The 21,345-nt window shown below is 37.7% G+C and carries 19 protein-coding genes; 18 read left to right on the top strand and 1 reads right to left on the bottom strand.

Going from position 1 to position 21,345, the window contains the following annotated elements:
- The first annotated feature begins 41 nt into the window (after nucleotides 1-41).
- The 12 genes from BN985_RS11840 to BN985_RS11785 all read left to right on the top strand — a co-directional run bounded on the left by BN985_RS11840 (nucleotide 42) and on the right by BN985_RS11785 (nucleotide 14,261).
- Nucleotides 42-647: a TetR/AcrR family transcriptional regulator gene (locus BN985_RS11840; RefSeq protein ID WP_042223662.1), complete on the top strand. Its 606-nt coding sequence runs from the start codon at nucleotides 42-44 to the stop codon at nucleotides 645-647.
- A gap of 79 nt (nucleotides 648-726) precedes the next feature.
- Nucleotides 727-1,869, top strand: a complete 1,143-nt coding sequence (locus BN985_RS11835; protein ID WP_042223661.1) for an acyl-CoA dehydrogenase family protein — start codon at nucleotides 727-729, stop codon at nucleotides 1,867-1,869.
- 30 nt (nucleotides 1,870-1,899) lie between these two features.
- Nucleotides 1,900-3,549, top strand: coding sequence for an AMP-binding protein (locus tag BN985_RS11830; RefSeq protein WP_042223660.1), 1,650 nt, complete (start codon nucleotides 1,900-1,902; stop codon nucleotides 3,547-3,549).
- On the top strand, nucleotides 3,546-4,901 hold the full coding sequence (locus tag BN985_RS11825) for an acetyl-CoA carboxylase biotin carboxylase subunit (protein WP_042223659.1): 1,356 nt from the start codon (nucleotides 3,546-3,548) through the stop codon (nucleotides 4,899-4,901). The genes BN985_RS11830 and BN985_RS11825 overlap by 4 nt, the downstream gene beginning before the upstream one ends.
- A 13-nt stretch (nucleotides 4,902-4,914) precedes the next feature.
- Complete coding sequence (locus BN985_RS11820) at nucleotides 4,915-5,124, top strand: acetyl-CoA carboxylase biotin carboxyl carrier protein subunit (RefSeq protein WP_042223658.1); 210 nt, start codon at nucleotides 4,915-4,917, stop codon at nucleotides 5,122-5,124.
- Nucleotides 5,125-5,147: 23 nt separating this feature from the next.
- Entirely contained in the window at nucleotides 5,148-6,041 is an 894-nt protein-coding gene (locus tag BN985_RS11815) for a hydroxymethylglutaryl-CoA lyase (protein WP_042223657.1), read from the top strand.
- Nucleotides 6,042-6,055: 14 nt separating this feature from the next.
- Nucleotides 6,056-6,835 (top strand): enoyl-CoA hydratase, encoded by a 780-nt coding sequence (locus tag BN985_RS11810; protein ID WP_042223656.1) that lies wholly within the window; start codon nucleotides 6,056-6,058, stop codon nucleotides 6,833-6,835.
- Nucleotides 6,836-6,854: 19 nt separating this feature from the next.
- Nucleotides 6,855-8,384, top strand: a complete 1,530-nt coding sequence (locus BN985_RS11805) for an acyl-CoA carboxylase subunit beta (RefSeq protein ID WP_042223655.1) — start codon at nucleotides 6,855-6,857, stop codon at nucleotides 8,382-8,384.
- Between the two features lie 202 nt (nucleotides 8,385-8,586).
- Nucleotides 8,587-9,069: a DUF3221 domain-containing protein gene (locus BN985_RS11800; RefSeq protein WP_042223654.1), complete on the top strand. Its 483-nt coding sequence runs from the start codon at nucleotides 8,587-8,589 to the stop codon at nucleotides 9,067-9,069.
- Between the two features lie 145 nt (nucleotides 9,070-9,214).
- On the top strand, nucleotides 9,215-9,685 hold the full coding sequence (locus BN985_RS11795; protein ID WP_042223653.1) for a CBS domain-containing protein: 471 nt from the start codon (nucleotides 9,215-9,217) through the stop codon (nucleotides 9,683-9,685).
- A gap of 85 nt (nucleotides 9,686-9,770) precedes the next feature.
- A complete protein-coding gene (locus BN985_RS11790) occupies nucleotides 9,771-13,391 on the top strand; it encodes a dynamin family protein (RefSeq protein ID WP_052360678.1) in 3,621 nt (1,206 codons plus the stop codon).
- A 6-nt stretch (nucleotides 13,392-13,397) separates the two neighbouring features.
- On the top strand, nucleotides 13,398-14,261 hold the full coding sequence (locus BN985_RS11785) for a 5'-3' exonuclease (protein WP_042223651.1): 864 nt from the start codon (nucleotides 13,398-13,400) through the stop codon (nucleotides 14,259-14,261).
- A 3-nt stretch (nucleotides 14,262-14,264) separates the two neighbouring features.
- Here the strand turns inward: BN985_RS11785 and BN985_RS11780 are convergent, their stop codons facing one another.
- Complete coding sequence (locus BN985_RS11780) at nucleotides 14,265-15,398, bottom strand: zinc-dependent alcohol dehydrogenase (RefSeq protein WP_042223650.1); 1,134 nt, start codon at nucleotides 15,396-15,398, stop codon at nucleotides 14,265-14,267.
- 131 nt (nucleotides 15,399-15,529) lie between these two features.
- Here BN985_RS11780 and BN985_RS11775 point away from each other — a divergent pair, with 131 nt between their 5' ends.
- The 6 genes from BN985_RS11775 to BN985_RS11750 all read left to right on the top strand — a co-directional run bounded on the left by BN985_RS11775 (nucleotide 15,530) and on the right by BN985_RS11750 (nucleotide 21,266).
- Nucleotides 15,530-16,345, top strand: coding sequence for a gamma-glutamylcyclotransferase (locus BN985_RS11775; RefSeq protein WP_042223649.1), 816 nt, complete (start codon nucleotides 15,530-15,532; stop codon nucleotides 16,343-16,345).
- A gap of 83 nt (nucleotides 16,346-16,428) precedes the next feature.
- Nucleotides 16,429-17,952 carry an FAD-dependent oxidoreductase gene (locus tag BN985_RS11770; protein WP_042223648.1) on the top strand — a complete coding sequence of 508 codons (1,524 nt, stop codon included), beginning with the start codon at nucleotides 16,429-16,431 and terminating at the stop codon, nucleotides 17,950-17,952.
- 22 nt (nucleotides 17,953-17,974) lie between these two features.
- On the top strand, nucleotides 17,975-18,133 hold the full coding sequence (locus BN985_RS19045; RefSeq protein WP_198030001.1) for a hypothetical protein: 159 nt from the start codon (nucleotides 17,975-17,977) through the stop codon (nucleotides 18,131-18,133).
- 329 nt (nucleotides 18,134-18,462) lie between these two features.
- Entirely contained in the window at nucleotides 18,463-19,392 is a 930-nt protein-coding gene (cysK, locus tag BN985_RS11760) for a cysteine synthase A (RefSeq protein WP_042223647.1), read from the top strand.
- 234 nt (nucleotides 19,393-19,626) lie between these two features.
- Nucleotides 19,627-20,289 carry a CPBP family intramembrane glutamic endopeptidase gene (locus tag BN985_RS11755; RefSeq protein ID WP_052360677.1) on the top strand — a complete coding sequence of 221 codons (663 nt, stop codon included), beginning with the start codon at nucleotides 19,627-19,629 and terminating at the stop codon, nucleotides 20,287-20,289.
- Nucleotides 20,290-20,504: 215 nt separating this feature from the next.
- The gene (locus tag BN985_RS11750; RefSeq protein ID WP_269635341.1) at nucleotides 20,505-21,266 is read left to right on the top strand and encodes a class I SAM-dependent methyltransferase; all 762 of its coding nucleotides are present in this window, start codon (nucleotides 20,505-20,507) and stop codon (nucleotides 21,264-21,266) included.
- Nucleotides 21,267-21,345: the final 79 nt, after the last annotated feature.

Raw genomic sequence — 21,345 nt, 5'->3', positions numbered from 1 at the left:
AAGTATGATAAAGTTTGTTGTAAGAGGAGAAAGGAGGGGCCATAACGGAGCTACGACAGAAAATTATAGAATCGTCTCTGCTTTTGTTTGAACAAGATGGATTTCATGGTGTTACGGTCAAACAGATCGTCGAAAATGTTGGGACATCTAAGGGTGGATTTTACCACCACTTTTCTTCAAAAGATGAATTATTATATGTAATACATGATACTTTCATATCGTATGTCCTAGAAAAAGCATCGATAGCTAATGCGATACATACATCACCTACATTAAAACTTCAAGCTATCATAAAAGATTTTGTAAAGGTCTTTGATCTTTACAAACCACATATTTCTGTATTTTACCAGGAGAACATTTACTTAAAACCCCACTATGCGAAACTTATAAATGAGAAACGTAATCTATTCAAAGAAATGATTATACAAGCAATTAAAGACGGAAAAAAAGCAGGTGAATTTCGCCAAGACCTATCAGTAGAAATCACTAGTATGGCCATTTTAGGAATGGTGAATTGGACGTACAAATGGTATAAGCAATCTGGGGAGAAGTCTATTAATGAAATTGGAGATATTTTCGTTGATCTTATTCTCCGGTCTGTCTTAAATAAGGAAGTAGAATACGCTCCCTTTGAAAATATGTTTTAAATGTATGCGTCTTTGCATATTTTTTTATTAGGCTCAACAGACCAACCAGTCGGTCTGATCAATTCAAAGGAGGTTTATTATGAACTTTGAACTCACAAAAGAACAATCCATGATTAAAAAAATGGTAAAAGACTTTGCTGATGAGGTTATTCAGCCACGAGCAATTGAGATCGATGAAACGGCAACATTTCCAGCTGATATATTCGATAAAATGGGAGAGCTTGGACTGCTTGGAATTCCTTTCCCGGAAGAGTTAGGTGGATCAGGTGGCGACACCCTTTCCTATGCACTTGCTGTCGAAGAAATTGGTCGTGTTTGTGGAAGTACCGGCTTAAGTTACGCTGCTGCTGTTTCGTTAGGAGCAAGTCCAATCTATTATTTTGGCACAGAGGAACAAAAAGAGCTATTCTTGAAACCGCTCGCAAGTGGTAAGTCGCTCGGTTCCTTTGGTTTAACAGAGCCTAATGCCGGATCTGATGCTGGAGGTACTAAGACGACGGCAATCATTGATGGGGATGACTTTGTTATAAATGGAGAAAAATGTTTTATTACGAATGCCAGCTTTGCAAAAACCCTTATTGTCACAGCTGTTACTGGGAGAAATGAAAAAGGAAGAAATATCATTTCAGCAATTATCGTCCCAACTGACACGAAAGGCGTTTCCATTTCGAGTGAATACAAAAAGATGGGGGTTAGAGGATCAGATACGGCGGAAATTGTGCTAACAGACGTACGCGTACCGCGGGCTAATCTGCTTGGTGATCCAAATAAAGGATTTAATCAATTTCTTTATACCCTTGACGGTGGAAGAATTTCGATTGCCGCACTCGGAGTAGGAATTGCCCAGGGAGCTTTGAATAAAGCTTTAAGCTATGCTAAAGAAAGAAAACAATTTGGCAAGACCATATCTAGTTTCCAGGCTATTCAATTCAAGCTTGCGGATATGGCGATGGAGATTGAATTAGCGCGGAATATGGTTCATAAGGCTGCCTGGTTAAAAGATAAGGATAAACCGTTTAGTAAAGAAGCGGCTTATGCCAAGCTTTATGCAACCGAAACAGCATTTCGAGCAGCAAATCAAGCAATTCAAATACATGGTGGCTACGGATATATGAGGGAATATGAAGTGGAAAGATATTTACGTGATGCTAAATTACTTGAGATCGGTGAAGGGACATCAGAGGTGCAACGACTTGTAATTGCTAGACAACTAGGCTGCTAGTTAAGAAAGAACGATGAGAGGAGATAATTCATGGGGTTAATATCCTTAACAGTTGGTGAACTTTTAGAGAAGCAAGTGAATGAACATCCTCATCAAGAAGCAGTAGTCTATCCAGAATTAAACTTTAGGAAATCCTACAAAGCATTTAATGAAATGGTTGATGAAACAGCAAAAGGTTTTATAGCTCTAGGAATTAAGAAAGGAGACCATGTTGCCATATGGGCTGATAATAAACCAGAGTGGCTTATCTCCCAATTTGCTACTGCAAAAATCGGCGCTGTTCTTGTAACTGTAAATACTAACTATCAAGCAATGGAGCTAGAGTATTTACTGAAACAATCTGATACAAAGACATTAATTATGGCTACATCTTATAAAGGTACATCCTATTTAGATATTTTAGAAAAGGTTTGCCCAGAATTAAAAGCGAGTGACAAAGGTAATGTTTTTTCTGAAAATCTACCAAACCTAGAAAATATTATTGTTTTAGAAGAACAAGTACCACATTACGCTTATAGCTGGCAAGAAGTTAACCAAGCAGGGCGTATTGTAAACGTAGAAGAATTAAAGAAACGTAGCGATTCGCTAGATCCATATGATGTTATTAATATGCAATACACTTCGGGTACCACTGGCTTTCCAAAAGGTGTGATGCTTACACACCATAATATAGTAAATAACGGTAATCAGATTGCAGATTGTATGGAATTAACAACGGCAGATAGATTGTGTATTCCCGTACCATTTTTTCATTGTTTTGGTTGTGTACTAGGCATATTGGCCGCAGTATCGAAAGGAACAACCATGGTACTCCTTGAACAGTTTGATCCAGGGACTGTTTTGAAAGCGGTTGAATCCGAGAATTGTACGGCATTACATGGTGTGCCGACGATGTTTATTGCAGAATTAAACCATCCTGACTTTGACAAGTATAATGTTTCCACTTTACGAACGGGAATAATGGCTGGCTCGACCTGTCCTATGGAAGTTATGACAAAGGTGATGGAAAGGATGGGAGCAAAAGAAATTACCATTGCATATGGTCAGACTGAATCTTCTCCTGTTATTACACAAACGAGGACAAATGATCCGATTGAAAGAAAGGTCAGTACAGTAGGAAAGCCGCATCCGAATGTGGAAGTGAAGATTGTAATTCCTGGTACAGAAGAGGAGCAAAAAAGAGGGCTACCAGGAGAGTTACTAACAAGAGGCTATCATGTAATGAAGGGCTATTATAAAAACCCAGAAGCTACCGCTGAAGCAATCGATGAAGAGGGCTGGCTCCATACTGGAGATCTTGCTGTTCAATACGAAAATGGCTATTTAGAAATTACCGGGAGAATGAAAGATATGATTATTCGTGGAGGGGAAAACATCTATCCACGGGAAATTGAGGAGTTTTTATATCAGCATCCAGCCGTTCTAGATGTGCAAGTCATTGGGGTGCCTGATGAGAAATACGGTGAGGAAGTACTTGCATCGATCATTCTAAAGAAAACAGAACAGGTTAAAGTTGAAGATATTCAAAAGTACTGTAAAGAAAATATTGCAAGACACAAGGTCCCGAAATATGTTCAATTTGTCTCCTCCTACCCTATGACAGCTAGTGGCAAAATTCAAAAATTCAAATTGAGAGAAGAAGCAGTGAAAAAACTTGATGCAATAGGAGAGATTCCATGATTAAAAAGGTACTGATAGCAAATAGAGGGGAAATTGCTGCTAGAATAATTCGAACTTGTAAGCAAATGAACATTACGACTGTGGCAGTTTATTCGGAAGCTGACCAAAAAGCAGATTTTACAAAAATGGCTGATGAGTGTTATTTAATTGGACCACCAAGAGTAAATGAAAGCTATTTAAATGCTGAAAAAATAATTTCTATAGCTAAGCAGGCAAAGGTGGATGCGATACATCCAGGATATGGTTTCTTAAGTGAAAGCGATCAGTTCGCAGGGAAATGTGAAGAAGCAGGAATTACATTTATCGGTCCTAAAGCCTCTGTAATGAAACAAATGGGAAGTAAAGTGCTAGCAAGGCAGTTAATGGAAAAGGCTGGGGTACCAACAATCCCTGGAACAAAGGAGGCGCTTGCTACAGCAGAAGAAGCATTAAATGCCGCACAAGATATTGGGTATCCCATTATGCTGAAGGCATCTGCTGGTGGTGGAGGAATTGGTATGCAAGTTGTTGAAAACGATGAGGAGTTAGTTCGTGCTTTTGAAAGTAATGCAAAACGTGCTAAAACATTTTTTGGGAACGGCGACATGTTTTTGGAAAAGAAACTTAAGAATGCTAGACATATAGAAGTACAGATTCTAGCAGATCACAATGGGAATGTGATCCATTTATTTGAGCGAGATTGTTCTATCCAACGTCGTAATCAAAAGGTAGTAGAAGAAGCGCCGTCCACTTTTATCTCTGAAGAAACAAGGAGACGCATGACGGAAGCTGCAATCAATGCAGCCAAGGCGCTTGAATACACCAATGCAGGTACAATAGAGTTTTTAGTTGATAACAAGGAAAACTTTTATTTTCTTGAGATGAATACCCGAGTCCAAGTAGAACACCCTGTCTCTGAGGAAATAACAGGGATCGATATTGTGGAAAAACAGATTAAAATTGCTGCAGGTGAATCTTTGGACATTTCCCAAAAAGATATCTATACGAATGGGCACGCCATTGAAGTGCGTATTTATGCAGAGGATCCAGTTACATTTATGCCTTCACCAGGACATGTAAGCCAGATAACATTTCCTAACGAAGATTATGCACGTAATGAACCAGCAATTACGGGGCCGAGTGATATAACCCACTTCTATGATCCGATGATCGCAAAGCTTATTATACATGGAACGGATCGACAGGATGCAATTGCCAAACTAACAAAAGCGTTGCAAACATATAGAGTAGTTGGAATAAAAACGAACTTACCGATGCTTCAGTACATTTCCGAGGATGAAATCTTCAGAAAAGGCAATGTCACAACAGCATATGTTCAAGAACACTATATACCTAATATTAATGCAAAATAAGGAGGAATTGTAAATGGAATTAAAAGCAAGCATGGCAGGAAGTGTATGGAAAATAAATGTAGCGCAAGGTGACTCTGTGAACGAGGGAGAGGACGTTATCATTCTGGAGTCAATGAAGATGGAGATACCAATACCCGCAGAAAAAACAGGTACCTTGCAGAAGTTAAATGTTGCAGAAGGCGATTTTGTAAACGAAGGAGACGTTCTGGCTGTAATTGAATAAGCTGATTAGAAGGAGGGTTGTACATGAACTTTCCACCAGAGGTGACAATTAAAGAAGTTGGTCCAAGGGATGGATTGCAAAATGAGCGAACGGTTGTTCCGCTAGACGCAAAAGTAGAATGGATTAATTTATTAAGTGAAACTGGAATGTCCTATATCGAAATATCTTCCTTTGTCCGACCAGAATGGATTCCACAGTTAAAAGATGCAACAGAGGTTGCGAAAAGGATTAAACGGGACCCTAATGTTACGTATGCTGCCCTTGTCCCAAATCAGAGAGGGCTGGAGAGGGCACTAGAGGTAGACATAGATGAAGTATGTGTTTTTATATCAGCTAGTGAGACGCATAATCTAAAAAACGTAAATAAAACCATTGCAGATACAATTCCTATTATTGATAAAGTAGCAAACGAGGCTGTACAAAATCGAAAACAGCTCAGAGGCTATATTTCTACTGTGTTCGGTTGTCCATATGAAGGGGAGACTTCTATCGACCAGGTTCTTTTTATCTGTGACAAGTTATTAGAAATGGGAGTGCAAGAATTATCTATTGGCGATACTATTGGCGTTGCAGACCCTTTACATGTAGAGAATGTTACCAAAGCGTTACTAAATCATTTTCCTAAAGATCGTATCGCGATGCATTTTCACGATACAAGAGGGACGGCTTTGGCTAACGTAATTACGGCAATGAACTTAGGTATTTCCAAGTTTGATAGCACGGTCGGAGGTCTTGGTGGATGTCCTTATGCAAAAGGGGCATCAGGGAATTTAGCAACAGAGGATCTTTTATATATGTTACATCGAATGGGTGTTCACACAGGCATAAATTCAGAGAAAGTTAGTGAAGCAGCAACTTATATTTCACAGCATGTACCGGCACTTTCAAGCCATCAAATGAAACTATTAAATAGTTAGTAGCGGAGGTATCTATGAGCGTTACAACCTATCATCTTATAGACGAAAGCATAGGGGTTATTACCCTCAATAGGCCAAAAGCGGCAAACGCTTTATCAAGAGAACTTCTTGATGAATTGAGTGAACATATTCGCTTAATAAGTCAATCACCTTCTATTCGTTGTCTCATTGTCACAGGGGCTGGCCATAAAGCATTTTGTGCTGGAGCTGATTTGAAGGAACGTAAAGAAATGACAGAAACCCAAGTCATGCAAGCAGTAAACTATATCGGAGAAACCATCACAGCACTAGAAAACCTACCTATACCAATTATAGCGGCAATAAATGGGGCTGCTTATGGTGGAGGATTGGAACTTGCATTAGCCAGTGATATAAGAATAGCTGGAAATCAAGCTAAATTGGGACTGACAGAAACTAGTTTGGCAATCATTCCTGGAGCTGGAGGTACCCAACGCTTACCACGTTTAATCGGACCGGGCCAGGCAAAAAGATTAATTTACACAGGTAATCCGATTAGTGCCTCTGAAGCATATAGGCTCGGATTAGTAGAAGAGATAACGGAGCCGGAAAATGTAATTGAGAAGGCAACAGAAATGGCAAGAAAAATTGCCTCAAATGGACCGATCGCCATACGCCAGGCAAAGCTTGCCATTGATGCTGGTATGCAGGTAGATATTAGAACAGCGTTAAGGGTAGAACACTTGGCATATCAGAATACGATACCTACAAAGGACCGAATAGAAGGACTTACTGCATTTAAAGAAAAGAGAAAACCACAATTCAAAGGACATTAGTATAAGCAGGAGGGCAGATATGGATTATAGAGATACGTTAAACCAAAAAATCGAGTCGATAAAAAGTGGTGGCAAGGAAAAGTACCACAAACAAAATGAAGAAAAGGGGAAATTATTCGTCCGAGAACGGCTTGCATTGCTATTTGATGAAGGGGTAAAAATAGAGGACGCCTTTTTTGCCAATTGTATGGATGATACGCTCCCTTCAGATGGAGTGGTAACAGGAATTGGAAGAATTAACGGTGAAGCGGTTTGTGTTATGGCAAATGATTCCACAGTTAAGGCGGGTTCATGGGGAAAACGAACGGTTGAGAAAATCCTTCGTATACAAGAGACCGCAATGAAGTTGGAAATTCCAATGCTTTATTTAGTAGATTCAGCTGGAGCGAGAATTACGGATCAGGTAGAAATGTTCCCAGGAAGAAGGGGAGCGGGGCGGATCTTCCATAATCAAATTAAACTGTCGGGACGCGTTCCTCAAGTATGCTTGTTATTTGGTCCTTCAGCAGCTGGCGGAGCATATATCCCTGCATTTTGTGATATTGTAGTCATGGTCGATGGCAATGCTTCTATGTATCTTGGATCACCAAGAATGGCTGAAAAAGTAATTGGAGAAAAAGTGAGCCTTGAAGAAATGGGGGGAGCCAACATGCATTGCAGTGTTTCTGGGGTAGGCGATGTGTTGGTTCAAACGGAGCAAGAGGCTATATCATTTTCTAGAAAATACTTAAGCTATTTTCCTACTAACTTTAGGCAAAACCCTAAGGCAACTGAAACAAGAGAAGCGAAATTCATAGAAAAGTCTGTAACAGATATTATTCCGGAAAACCAAAATGCGCCATTTAACATGTATGACTTGATTGATAAATTAATCGATGAGGATAGCCTTTGTGAAATAAAGAAGAAGTTTGCTCCTGAACTAATTACAGCATTAGCAAGAATTGATGGCAAACCAATTGGTATTATTGCCAATCAACCTAAGGTAAAGGGTGGAGTACTTTTTCCTGACTCAGCAGATAAGTCTGCAAAGTTTGTTCAGTTATGTGACGCCTTTCATATTCCGCTCTTATTTTTAGTGGATGTACCTGGCTTTATGATTGGTACGAAAGTGGAGCGGGCTGGGATCATACGACATGGGGCTAAAATGGTTGCAACGATGAGTGAAGCAACTGTTCCTAAAATATCTGTTATTGTCAGAAAAGCATATGGAGCTGGTTTGTATGCAATGGCAGGTCCAGCATTTGAACCGGATAGCTGTATTGCATTGCCGACAGCTCATATTGCAGTCATGGGACCAGAAGCTGCTGTGAATGCGGTCTATGCAAATAAGATCGCAGAACTACCTGAGTCTGAAAGACCTGCTTTTATTAAGGAGAAACAAGATGAGTATAAAGATAATATTGACATTTACCGGATGGCTTCAGAAATGATTGTGGATGATGTGGTGGATCCTGAAAATTTAAGAGAAGAACTGTCCAATCGTTTTACTCTTTATGAATCTAAAAATGTGACATTCACAGAAAGAAAGCACGGAGTTTATCCTGTATAAGAAAAGCATTTAACCAGAGGTGGCACATATCCCCTCTGGTTTTTAAGTTGCGAAGTTATGGCTGTAGTGGCGAAGAATTTAAATGAGCCTCCATTAAGGAGATTAAAACGACATATTCATAACTAAATCCAAAAAGTGCTTTAATTAAAATGAAGACTGTACTTTGAAATAAGAGACTAATTTAATTATAGGGAGGGTTTTTATGAAGAAGTTACTGTTTGTTGCTTTTAGTTTTATCATTATATTAAGCACAGTATTATTAGTAATTGACTCAAATAGTTATAACAATAAAGGTCAAAATGATTCTGAAGATATACCTAATACAGGTGGTAGCCAACAGCATCAAATTGAATTAAAGGGGTATTACTATTTTGGATTTTTAGATGAAAGAGAAAAAATGAGTAATGATGCCGAGGATATATACTTTTATCATATGGACAACCATTTTAAAAGTTACTACGAAGATTTTTTTGAGATGACACAGAGTGATGACGTTAATGAACAAAGTTATAATGACTATTTTGAAGAGATTAATGGGTTGAAGCTTATTACAATTCATGACAATGCCGCTAATGGTATAGAGAATGGAGATTATATTTCAGTGGAGGCGAATGGACCGATTCAAGAAAGCTACCCAATGCAAATCGGAAAAATTGAAAAAATTGATATCTTATATCCTAGATAGGACAAACATATGGAGTAATGTAGTAGACCATAATAGTATTATGTAAACAAACAATAAAAAGAATAATTTAAATGGCTAGTGTTTGACATTCCAAGAAAAAATAGAATAATAAACCGTAACAGAACTATGAGATGGAGGGTACATAATGATTATTGAAGAGTTTATGATTAGAGACGTTATTAGTGTTAGCAAAGAAACAACCATTAAGTCACTTCTTGAAAAGCTTGTCCACCATAAAATTACTGGTGTCCCAGTTGTCGACGAGGAAGGCAAGCTACTCGGAATGGTCACAGATGGTGATGTAATAAGGCATATACAACCAAAAGGAAGAACGGTTTATGACATCTTTTCCTTAATTTTAGTTAGTGAGCAGGCAGATCTTACTGACCGTTTGCGCTATTCATTGAATCGACCAGTAAAAGAAATCATGCAGAAGAATATTTTTACAGTTAATCCAAAAAGTCCGATTGATGAAGCAATGGATGTTTTCTCGAAACATCATATCAAAAAGGTACCAGTCGTAAACCCGGCTAATAGGGTCATTGGGGTAATCAGCCGCGGAGATTTAATTCGTTATATTACAACACAATTAATTGATCAAGCTGTTGATGAGTAAGTCATAAGCTGGTGTAGATAATCGAGCTTAAAGGGCGTATAATGATGATGGAGAATGTTCTAAAGAAAGGGTCATGAAATTGCTCATGCAAAAAGAAGAAAAACAGTTGGTAATACAAAGAATGGCTTCCTTATATCACTATTTTGTTGACCAAAAAGATAATATAAATGCGGAGAAGTTGCTCGATCTCTATGAAAAACAACAGAACGATCAGTTTGTCATTAGTTTTGCTGGTCACTTTTCTGCTGGTAAGTCCTCTATGACTAATGCGCTTTTAAATGAGGATCTCCTTCCAAAAAGTCCTGTACCAACAAGTGCAAATATCGTGACCATTTCTCATGGGGATGGCTATATTCGGGTCCACTATCATAATGGCGAGGTTCTAGAAATAGAAGAACCATATGACCTCGAATTGATTAAGCAATATTCAAAGGATAGAGATAAAATAAAGCAGCTTGATATACGTTTAAAACAGGGCGGGCTTCCAAAAGGAACAGTTATTATGGATACACCAGGAATTGATGCAGCGGATGATGCCGACCGTCTTATGACAGAATCTGCTATGCATTTGGTTGATGTAGTTTTTTATATTATGGATTACAATCATGTGCAATCAGAAGTCAATTTACAATTTCTGGAGTCGCTTCAAGACAAACGTATTCCATATTATGTGGTCATTAATCAGATTGATAAACATGACGAATCAGAGCTTTCATTTGCTTCATTTGAGGAGAGTATCAAACAAACGTTTGAACAGTGGGGCATATTACCCCAACGTATATTTTACTCTTCCTTAACGAACGGTGCTGCTATTCGCAACGAATTTTCAGTCCTTAAAAAGACTATTAACGACTTAATTGGAAATGAGCCAAAAGCCTATGACACGACCGACCATTCGCTAGAGACGCTCGTCCGAGCACATGAAGACTATCTTGATAGCCTATATGGAGAAAGAATGCCGTTTACTGACCAAAAGCATTCTCTTGAGGAAATCCAACAAAAGAAGCATTACCTCATTGAACAAAAGGATGCATTAACAGAGAGGCCAGAACATATTCAGGATCAATTAATGATAGAAACACAGCAGACAATTAAAAATGCATATCTTATGCCAGCTACCCTAAGAGAAAAGGCTGAACAATTTCTTGCTTCTCACCAGCCTGATTATAAGGTAGGTCTTTTCAATTCGAAGAAAAAAACGAAGGCAGAACAGGAAGCGAGACTTTTTGCTTTTTTAGAGGAGTTAAATAAGTCGGTTAAGTCCTCAATTGAATGGCGGTTGAAGGAAAAGCTATCCGCAATTTTATCCCAATATCAGATACATGATACTGTTCTTTTCCAAAAGATCCAAGACATCGCAGTAAATTATACAGATAAAGATCTAATCCGTTTGATGAAAACAGGCGCAACGTTGAACGGGGATTATTTATTAAATTACACAAACGATGTATCATCAGATATCAAATCTAAATACAAAGGTAGAGCAAAAATCCTCACGGACCAAGTAAAAGAGGCTTTAACGGAGCAATATAGCAGGCAGGTAAAGGAATGGGAAAGGGACATCAGTGAGCTTGAGAGGGAAGCATCTGCTAGGGAAGGCACTCTGAGGTTAGAAAGAGAGCTTGCTGAAAAAAAAGAATGGGTTCGTACACAATTAGAAACAGACCAGCCTTTCTTCAAATCCAGTGAATCTCTTGAAAATGCCCATTTAAAGCGAAAAGTGAAATGGAAGCAAACTTTGGCAGCAGATCAAAATTATTCTATACAAAAAGAGAATGTAGAAAAGGAAATAGAGAAGCAACCTGGTGAAAAGCGTACATCTAGCCAAGAAAATGTTCTCCCTCAATTGGAAGAGACAATGAAGGTATTAGAAGATGTACCAGGTGTTAAACATCTCCTCGAAGACCTTCGACAGAAAAAAGTGCGTTTGGAAGACCGATCTTACACGGTGGCGTTATTTGGTGCTTTTAGCGCGGGGAAATCTTCTTTTGCTAACGCATTACTTGGAAATCATGTGCTGCCTGTTTCCCCGAACCCTACTACAGCAGCTGTAAATAGGATAAATCCAATCACGGACAAAGTTTTACATGGTGATGTATACATTACCTTGAAGAAAAAAACAGACCTTGAGAAAGACTTATTAGAGATCTTAAAGATATTTCAGCCACCTGATGCACACTTTGAAGAGCTACTAACTTGGGTGAAAAAGCATGAATTGCAACACAGCGAGGAATTAAACCCATTATACCAATCCTACCTTCAGGCAATCCTTGATGGATATGATGGGATGGCAAGGTATATTGGTGGACAACTCCGAATCGAATTAGACGATTTAAGTCAATATGTTACGGACGAAAAGAAAGCATGTTATATTGATGTCATTGATCTCTACTATGATTGTGAAATTACAAGACAGGGCATTACGCTTGTTGATACACCAGGGGCTGATTCGGTTAATGCCCGGCACACAAACTCTGCTTTTACCTATATCAAACATGCTGATGCTATTTTATATGTGACATATTATAATCATGCGTTATCTCAAGCAGATAAAAACTTCCTTATGCAGCTTGGCCGCGTTAAAGATACATTTGAGCTTGATAAAATGTTCTTTTTAGTTAATGCTGCTGATCTAGCACAAGATGAGCAAGAACTTAAACTTGTTACAGACTATGTGGAAGATCAATTAAATCAATTAGGAATTCGCTTTGCAAAGCTCTATCCAATATCAAGCAAACAGTCACTTCTAGAAAAGAGGCAGGCTGTGCCACTGAATAAAAAGATGGTACAATTTGAAAATGCATTTCAATCCTTTATTAAGCAGGATTTAAGCTCACTTACGATAGCTTCAGCGACAAGAGATATAGAGCGAGCAAAATCTGCTTTGGTTCATTTATTGGAATCTAGCAAGCTGGGTCAGAAAGAGAAAGAACAACATGAACTAGCTATTTCTCGTAAAAAGCATGAGATGGAAAAGGTTATCAAAGTATATGAAACAGATGTTCTGTCTCGGCAAATTCAGCAAAAAATAAGCAAACAGTTATTTCATGTACTAGAACGGTTTGGGATTCGATTTCATGACATGTTTAAGGAAACATTTAATCCTACTACCATTACTCAGTCCGGAAAGACTGCACAGTCAGAACTAAAGGTGGCGTTGCAGCAGCTCCTTGACTATACGGCGTTTGAACTACTACAGGAAATACAAGCGGTGTCGTTAAGGATTGAAGCATTGTTGAATAAGCTACTTCATGAAGTCTATCAGGAACTCTATACGAAATTGAATGAACAAGATACCCAATTCCGTATAGCTGATTTAGATACAATTCATCTAGAGACACCAACACTCAACAAAGGGCTTCAGTCTGTAAGCACAAGAGATTTTCATGCTGTGTTAGCAACATACAGGGGCACGAAAGCTTTCTTTGCAAAGAATGAAAAAGAACAAATGAAGGAAGCTCTTTTCCAACAGATTCGCCCTCTAGCATCAGCTTATTTAGACGAAATGAAAGGACTGTTGGAAAAACAATATACAAGGCAATGGGAAGAAAATGTAACAAGAGTACAAAAGGATCTCCATATGAAAGTCACACAGTATGTGGAGGATTCCCTTGCCATGTTAACCTCCCCATTGGACACGGAAGTACTGACAGAAAAAATTCAGAAAATGGAACGCATCTTAACGAATCAAATTACAAAGGATTGAAAAATTATGGATAGAAAACAAATCTTGCTCGTCGATGGAATGGCCCTTTTATTCAGGGGCTTTTTCGCAACATCATTTAGAGGTAACTTTATGGTTACCAAACAAGGTGTTCCTACGAATGGTGTATACCAATTTATGCGCTATTTTCTAGATGCCGTGGAAACTTTCTCACCAACACATGTAGTATGCTGCTGGGATATGGGGAGTAAAACGTTCCGTACAGAAATGTATGAAGGCTATAAGGCGAACCGTGATGCCCCACCAATAGAATTGGTCCCACAATTTGACCTGGTTAAAGAAGTTGTCGAGGCATTTGATATGCCAAATATTGGGTTAGAAAATTTTGAAGCGGATGATTGCATTGGCACACTAGCCAGAACATATGCTACAGAGAATGATGTGACAATCCTAACAGGCGATCAAGATATCCTACAGCTAGTAGAGGAACATATTCAAGTAGCTATTATGCGTAAGGGACAAGGCAATTATGAGGTTTTCACAAATGAAAACTTTTATGAGAAGAAGGGAATTACCCCAAGACAAGTCATTGATTTAAAAGGATTAATGGGGGATAGCTCTGATAATTATCCTGGTGTTAAAGGGATTGGGGAAAAAACCGCTCTCAAGCTTATTAAAGAGCATGGAACAATAGACGAACTGCTTGTTAATATAGACTCGCTACCAAAAGGCGTCCAGACTAAAATTAAAGCGAACTTAGATATGTTACACCTATCTAGATCACTCGCTGAAATAAAATGCGACGTACCGATATCCTGTGAACTAGATGGAGCTTTATGGAACTATGATAAAGATAAAATAGAGAAAAAATTTGACGAGCTTGAGTTCAAAAATCTCGTCAAATTAATTTAAGGATTAAGGTTTTAATATAACTTTTATACAGTCTTCTTCTTTATTCTGAAATAGTTTATATCCTGTCGCAGCATCATCTAATGGCAACTTATGAGTAATAATATCGGTTGGATCAATTTCGTTTGTTGTAATCTGGCGATAAAGCTCCTGCATATAACTTCGTGCAGGGGCTTGTCCCATTTTTAGGGTAATATTTCTTGTGAAGAATGGCCCCAATGGAAACATATTGTAGAGCCCGCCATATACCCCGGTCAATTGGACTGTACCCCACTTCTTAACCGCTTTTGTAGCAATTTGAATAGGTCCTAATGTCCCGCCTTGAAGTTTTAACTTTTGCTCAGCAAATTCCAAAGCTGACTTCTTTCCATCCATCCCTACACAATCAATTACGACGTCAGCTCCACCTTTTGTTAACTCTTTTAACGTTTCACCCATATCATCATATTTTGTAAAATCAAAGATCTCTGTCTTGTTTGTCTGCCTAGAATGTTGGAGGCGGTAATCAAAATAGTCAATGGCAATAACGCGCTCAGCACCTTTTTGCCAGGCGAACTTTTGAGCCATTAATCCAACAGGCCCACATCCAAGGACAATGACAGTATCTCCCTGTTTCACACCGGCATGTTCGACACTCCAATAAGCTGTAGGGAGAACATCGGATAAGAAAAGCAATTGATCATCTTCTAATTCACAATCCTCTGGAATTAAAAAGGGGGTATAGTTTCCATAAGGGACGCGTAAATATTCCGCTTGTCCACCAGGGAAGTCGCCGAATTTTTCGGAGTATCCAAAATATCCTCCTGAATCATAGTGTGGATTGGAGTTATCACACTGACTCTCTTGATGATTAGCACAATAAGGACATGTCCCACAGGCTACAGTAAAAGGAATGACAACACGATCGCCCTTCTTTACTTTTGTTACATCTGGGCCGACTTCCTCTACAATCCCCATCGGTTCATGGCCAATTGTATACCCGATCGGTAATGGAAAATTCCCTTGGTATAAATGAAGGTCAGACCCACAAATAGCTGTAGAAGTAATGCGAATAATGACATCTTCTGAATCCTGTATTGTTGGAAAAGGGACTTTTTTTACTGCTACGCTATATTTACCTTGATATGTTACAGCTTTCATGTTTTATCAAACTCCTACTTTTTTATTGAGGTTTACCTTATTTTTATCAAAGGAAAAGAATCTATACCCACAGGTCATTTTCGTTTTATCAGACCCTTCAAAAGGAATGGAATATAGAAAGGAGAGATTTTATGAGTTTATTATTTATCTACGGAGATCTTAGAACAGATAAAACAGAAACACTAAAAAAACATGCTACTAGTATAGATGAGCAAGTATGGGTAACTGGAAAGCTTTACGATTGTAACGGGAGCCCCTATTTAGTTGATGACAAGGATGCATCAACATATGGAGAGTTAGTCGAGATTAGTGAGGAAAACTTAGAAAAACTTGATGAAGAATTGAACAGCGAACGATCTAACACGTCTGTAAGTTCTTCTACAGATGAGCAATATAACGCCTTCATATATAGAGAAGAACCAAATAATGAGGACAAATTGGAAGAAGTACCATTTGGTGACTGGAAGGTTTATCGTTATTTAAAAAATGAAACTCTATACTATTTCGCTTATGGGTCCTGTATGGATGATAATCGTTTTAAAATGGCAAATGTTGATCAATACTTTACATCTATAGCTGGAAAAGGAGTCTTAGAGAATTATGGTTTTCGCTTCACGAGATCGAGTGAAGATGGTGGAAAAGCAGATATTATCGTATCGCCATTGGAGAAAGTAGAAGGTGTGGTTTACAAAGTACCATTAGAAGCAATCGATTATTTGTACAAGAGAGAGGGAGTTTATAGTAAAAGGTATCGCCCGACGATTATCAAGCTAACATTAAATCAAGGGGAAGAAGTAGATGGAATTACCTTTGTAAGTGTGGATAAACACACTGAAACTAAACCAACTGAAAGGTATGCGAATGAAATTTTGCGTGGAGCATCGGATATATTGTCACCTTCATATGTTGCGCGAATTCGGTCCCATATAAATCACTTATTGCAATAGAAACTGCTTCGTTGGTGGTTTATACCTTACCAATACAGGTTATTAGAATAACATAATCAAGTATTTAACCTGGAGGTATTACATTGAAACAAAATGAGAAAACATCTATTTTACCTAAGGAAATTGAATCATATTGGAGAGATACAGGTAAGGTTCCTTCATTTGGTGAGTTAAAAGAAAATATTAGCACGGATGTTGCAGTAGTTGGAGCAGGTATAGCGGGTGTCATGACAGCTTATCAGCTTGCCAAAGAAGGAAAAGAAGTAGCCTTACTAGAGGCACGAGAGTTGTTTAGTGGTACAAGCGGTTTTACTACAGCAAAACTGACTGCACAGCACAATCTTATTTATGATGAATTAATAAACCGATATGGACAAGAATCAGCTAAGCAATTCTATCAAGCGAATATGGAGGGCATTGCCTCCATTAAGGAACTTTCTGACCAGTATGGTATTGACTGCGAATTAGAAGAAAGAGAGGCTTTTGTCTATACACAAAAAATGCAAAATCGTAATAAAGTCATAAAAGAAATAGAAGCCTATGAAAAATTAGGTATTGAAGGAGAATTTATTGAAGACCTTCCGCTAAATATTGAAATTGAAGCGGCAATTATGATGCGTAATCAGGCACAGTTTCATCCAGTTAAATTTCTATCTGGCTTATTAGACGAGTTTGTAAAGCTTGGCGGTCAAATCTACGATCAAACAAGGGTAATGGATATAACAGACGATGGGGGCCGAATTCAATGTAAGACAGAAAACGGACTGAAGGTAACAGCTAGTAAGGTTATTCAGGCAACACACTTACCTATCCTTGAGCCGGAAGGAAATTTCTACTCCCAACAGAACAATCCAGAAAGTTCTTATGCACTTGCAGTGAAAACAGAAGACGAATTCCCGGATGGTATGTATATAAACGCCGATCTTCCGAAACGTACATTACGTGGGTTAGATAGTAAAACAGGAAGGGTTGTATTAGTCGGAGGAGAGAGCCATTCTACCGGGGACGGTAAATCGTCTGCTGAACGCTATCATGAACTAGAGAATTTCGCCAAAGAAACTTTCGAAGTGAAAGAAATTATAAATCGCTGGTCCGCACATGACTATATTTCAGAGGATAGACTTCCATTTATAGGTGTACTATCCCAAGATCAGCCTAATGTATTAGTTGTGACAGGATTAAGTAAATGGGGGTTAGCCATTTCTGCTACTGGTTCTAAAATTCTGACCGATACTATTCTTCAGAGAGAAAATCCATATCAATCGCTATTCTCACCAAATCGAAACATACAGGAGAGCACCTCTGTAGAACCTGAAGAAAAAAATCCAGATCAATATGATGGTGCAAGTGAAGAAAATAACCCTGAAAATTTGTCTGATAACCAAGGGATGATTACGAAACGCGATGGGGAAGATGTAGGAGTATACAAAGACGAAAATGGAAAACTTCATTACGTGGATCTCACATGTACACATCTTGGTTGCGGTGTTCAGTGGAATGACGGAGATAATACATGGGATTGCCCTTGCCACGGTTCACGATTTAGTGGAACGGGTGAAGTAATCGAAGGTCCAGCAGTAGAGTCACTAAAAAGCTTAGATAAGTAAAGGTGATGAAGATTTATTTATCTTGATTACTTTTCTAATAAATATGGAAAAGCTGCTTCACAAAGGAAGCAGCTTTTTTAGTGTTAGACTATTTGTTGCGATTGTTGTTACGATTATTATTATTATTATTGTTGTTGTTGCGATTGTTATTGTTGTTACGGTTATTGTTGTTATCGTCTAAAAATTCATTTGCAAATTCAACATTGTTAATTTCCTGGTTGTTATTGTTGTTGTCATTGCGATTGTTGTTACGGTTGTTTTGACGATTGTTGTTATTGTTATTGTTATTGTTGCTCATCGCTAACACTCCTTTTTATTTTTTTCTACATGGCAGGCTTTTTGTTTGCCACATAGCAATTACATGAAGTATTTTAACCTTATAAAACAATTTTATTCACTCTCTATATATGCCAATTACTTCCAATTAATCCCGAGTGGTTCACTTGTTTATATTAACTTTTTGGTGGTAAAATAAAGTGAAATGTAGAGTATGTAGAGGTGATTATCGGAATGAAAGTTGTTGAGAATATAACAGAATTAATTGGAGAAACACCAATGGTAAGACTAAACAGTCTTGTACCAGATGGAGCAGCAGATGTGTATATTAAAATGGAAATGTTTAATCCGAGTAAAAGTGTAAAGGACCGAGCTGCATATAATATGATCCAAGTTGCAGAAGCAAAGGGACTTATTAAACCAGGGGATACCATTATAGAACCAACTAGTGGAAATACGGGTATCGGATTAGCTATGAATGCTGCTGCTAAAGGGTACAAAGCAATTCTAGTTATGCCTGATAATAGTACACAAGAACGGAGAAACCTTTTAAAAGCATTTGGTGCAAAGGTAGTATTAACACCAAGTAAAGAAAAAATGCCAGGTGCGATTCAAAAAGCATTGGAAATACAAAAAGACATACCAAACAGCTTTATTCCTCAGCAGTTCGAAAATATGGCGAATCCTGATGTACACCGTGTAACAACTGCTCCAGAAATTTTAAAACAAATGGAAGGAAAGCTTGATGCATTTGTATGTACTGCCGGGACAGGAGGAACGGTGACAGGGACAGGTGAAGCATTAAAAGAAAAGCTGCCTGATCTAAAAATAACTGTCGTAGAACCAAAGGGATCTCCAGTTCTTTCAGGTGGTAAGCCAGGAAGCCATAAACTGGTAGGAACAAGTCCAGGATTTATTCCAGACATTTTAAATACTTCCATTTATGATGTAATTGTACAAACAGATGACGAGACTGCGATTTCCATGTATAAAAAGCTCCCACAAAAGGAAGGAATATTCATTGGTTTGTCAGGAGCGGCTGCAGTTTCAGCAGCTATAGATGAAGCAGTTCGCTTAGGGAAAGGGAAACGTGTAGTCTGTATCGCACCAGATACAGGTGAAAGATATCTAAGTATGAATTTGTTTGAAGACGATTATGCGTAATTTTTTTTAAAGACAGGACCTTATAAGCACAAATAGTAAGAGTCCAAAAAACTAAAAACCATTTTATAGATTTGAATATATAGCTAAAAGCCTGTATTTCTTGGAAAGCAGGCTTTTTTAATTGGATAACATTTTTGAATATTTGTTATGTTAAAATAAAGATAGTCTTTTTTGACTTAAAATTAAAAGGTTAGTTATTTATTTGCAGTAATTGGAAGGTAAGTGGGGGAGAACATGAATAGGAGAATCGCTTATATTTTGCTAAGTACATTATTTACCTGTGGTCTACTTGCCTTTATTGAGCATGGGTTAGAGATTAATTATGTTATAAAGACGATTTGTAAGGTTAGCTTCTTTTTCCTTGTAGTATGGACTTATAAAATGATATTTAAGGATTTTCGTTTTAAAGATGTACTTGCATTATCTAAGTTAGGGAAGAGAGACTGGCTGAAGGTAACGCTTCTCGGTTTATCGTCAGCAGGTATTGTGCTTACTGCTTATTTGTTATTTCTACCTTACATTGATCTTAGCCTGATTCAACAAGACTTAACAGAGAGACTCGGCATTACAGCAGCTGGTTTTATTTTTGTTGGGATTTATATTTCCTTTGGGAACTCTTTACTTGAAGAGTACTTCTTCAGGGGTTTTATATTTTTTAAATTGCCGCGTAAGTGGGGGTATGTATATAGTCCGCTATTATTTGCAGCTTACCATATTCCAATGATTATGCTGTGGTTTACAGCTGAAATTGTCTTACTTTGCTTTTTTGGTTTATGGTTAATTGGTTTAGTTTTCCATATAGTAAATGAGAAGAATAGAACCATCTGGGCGTCATGGATTATCCATATATGTGCAGATATTATGATAATTATAATTGGATTGAGATTATTTTACTAAGGAAGAATGTGAGATTAATACAGAAAACTTTAACAATTGATAACAGCGTATGACTCAAAAAGAGCTTCTGAAAGAATTCTTAAAACAAACACGCTACAGAGAAAGAGACTTTTGCAGATCATTGCTAAATCCTCCATATGAAGGACCATAAGGAGCCAAATTCATGATAACTATGGAATCAGTTAAAATACATAACATTGTAAATAACTGTACGAATAAAGGCTAAAAGGGGAGTGAAAACATTCATGCAAAACATTTATGATAACCATGATTTTTTTAAGGAATATATATCCTTACGAAAAAGTGGAATAACGTATAATGATTTTGTTGAGCAACCAGCCATAAAGTCTGTTATGCCAAATTTTAAAGATAGATCCGTATTAGATTTAGGTTGTGGGGCAGGTTATTTCGCTAAATACTGTATCAGTGAAGGTGCTTCAACTGTTACTGGGGTAGATATTTCAAAGAATATGATAAATCTAGCCAAACTAGAGAACAATCATGAGAGAATTGAGTATATATGTAAGCCAATAGAAGAACTAGATTTTCAGAAAACTTTTGATTTAATAATTAGTTCATTAGCAATACACTATATAGAAGATTACTCGAATTTAATTGTAAAGATAAAAAGCTTACTAAAGGAAAATGGAGAATTCATATTTTCAACCGAACATCCTATTGTCACAGCTCGAAATGAAGCTAACAATTGGGTTAAGGACGTCGATGGTGAAAAGTTACACTGGGCTGTAGACAACTATCAAGAAGAAGGAAAACGGGAGCATAATTGGTATGTTGAGGGTGTCATTATTTATCATCGTACCGTATCAACATTAATGAATACGCTCATAAAAAATGGATTAAGAATAGAAAAAATAATTGAACCACAGTCAAATTCAATAGGCTTACAAAAAATGCCCAAGTTGATCAATGAAAAAAGAAGACCATCTTTTATCGTCATAAAAAGTAGCATAAGTTAGGTTTCGAATATCGGATAAAAAGTAGGGCGAGGTGAACAATATGTTAAATCATATAACCTTGCTTTTTTTATTCTTTTCT

This window comes from Oceanobacillus manasiensis, from assembly GCF_000724085.1.
Taxonomy (GTDB): domain Bacteria; phylum Bacillota; class Bacilli; order Bacillales; family Amphibacillaceae; genus Oceanobacillus_B; species Oceanobacillus_B manasiensis.
Note: the sequence above shows the minus strand (reverse complement) of the source record. Positions and strands in the feature narration are given on the sequence as shown.

Excerpts from the sequence above, each read along its gene's own strand:
- BN985_RS11755 (WP_052360677.1), top strand. The coding sequence starts at position 19,627 with ATGAATAGGAGAATCGCTTATATTTTGCTAAGTACATTATTTACCTGT.
- BN985_RS11780 (WP_042223650.1), bottom strand. The coding sequence starts at position 15,398 with ATGAAAGCTGTAACATATCAAGGTAAATATAGCGTAGCAGTAAAAAAA.
- BN985_RS11795 (WP_042223653.1), top strand. The coding sequence starts at position 9,215 with ATGATTATTGAAGAGTTTATGATTAGAGACGTTATTAGTGTTAGCAAA.
- BN985_RS11790 (WP_052360678.1), top strand. The coding sequence starts at position 9,771 with ATGCAAAAAGAAGAAAAACAGTTGGTAATACAAAGAATGGCTTCCTTA.
- BN985_RS11820 (WP_042223658.1), top strand. The coding sequence starts at position 4,915 with ATGGAATTAAAAGCAAGCATGGCAGGAAGTGTATGGAAAATAAATGTA.
- BN985_RS11785 (WP_042223651.1), top strand. The coding sequence starts at position 13,398 with ATGGATAGAAAACAAATCTTGCTCGTCGATGGAATGGCCCTTTTATTC.
- BN985_RS11815 (WP_042223657.1), top strand. The coding sequence starts at position 5,148 with ATGAACTTTCCACCAGAGGTGACAATTAAAGAAGTTGGTCCAAGGGAT.
- BN985_RS11805 (WP_042223655.1), top strand. The coding sequence starts at position 6,855 with ATGGATTATAGAGATACGTTAAACCAAAAAATCGAGTCGATAAAAAGT.
- BN985_RS11830 (WP_042223660.1), top strand. The coding sequence starts at position 1,900 with ATGGGGTTAATATCCTTAACAGTTGGTGAACTTTTAGAGAAGCAAGTG.
- BN985_RS11810 (WP_042223656.1), top strand. The coding sequence starts at position 6,056 with ATGAGCGTTACAACCTATCATCTTATAGACGAAAGCATAGGGGTTATT.
- BN985_RS11825 (WP_042223659.1), top strand. The coding sequence starts at position 3,546 with ATGATTAAAAAGGTACTGATAGCAAATAGAGGGGAAATTGCTGCTAGA.
- BN985_RS11835 (WP_042223661.1), top strand. The coding sequence starts at position 727 with ATGAACTTTGAACTCACAAAAGAACAATCCATGATTAAAAAAATGGTA.
- cysK (WP_042223647.1), top strand. The coding sequence starts at position 18,463 with ATGAAAGTTGTTGAGAATATAACAGAATTAATTGGAGAAACACCAATG.
- BN985_RS11800 (WP_042223654.1), top strand. The coding sequence starts at position 8,587 with ATGAAGAAGTTACTGTTTGTTGCTTTTAGTTTTATCATTATATTAAGC.
- BN985_RS11775 (WP_042223649.1), top strand. The coding sequence starts at position 15,530 with ATGAGTTTATTATTTATCTACGGAGATCTTAGAACAGATAAAACAGAA.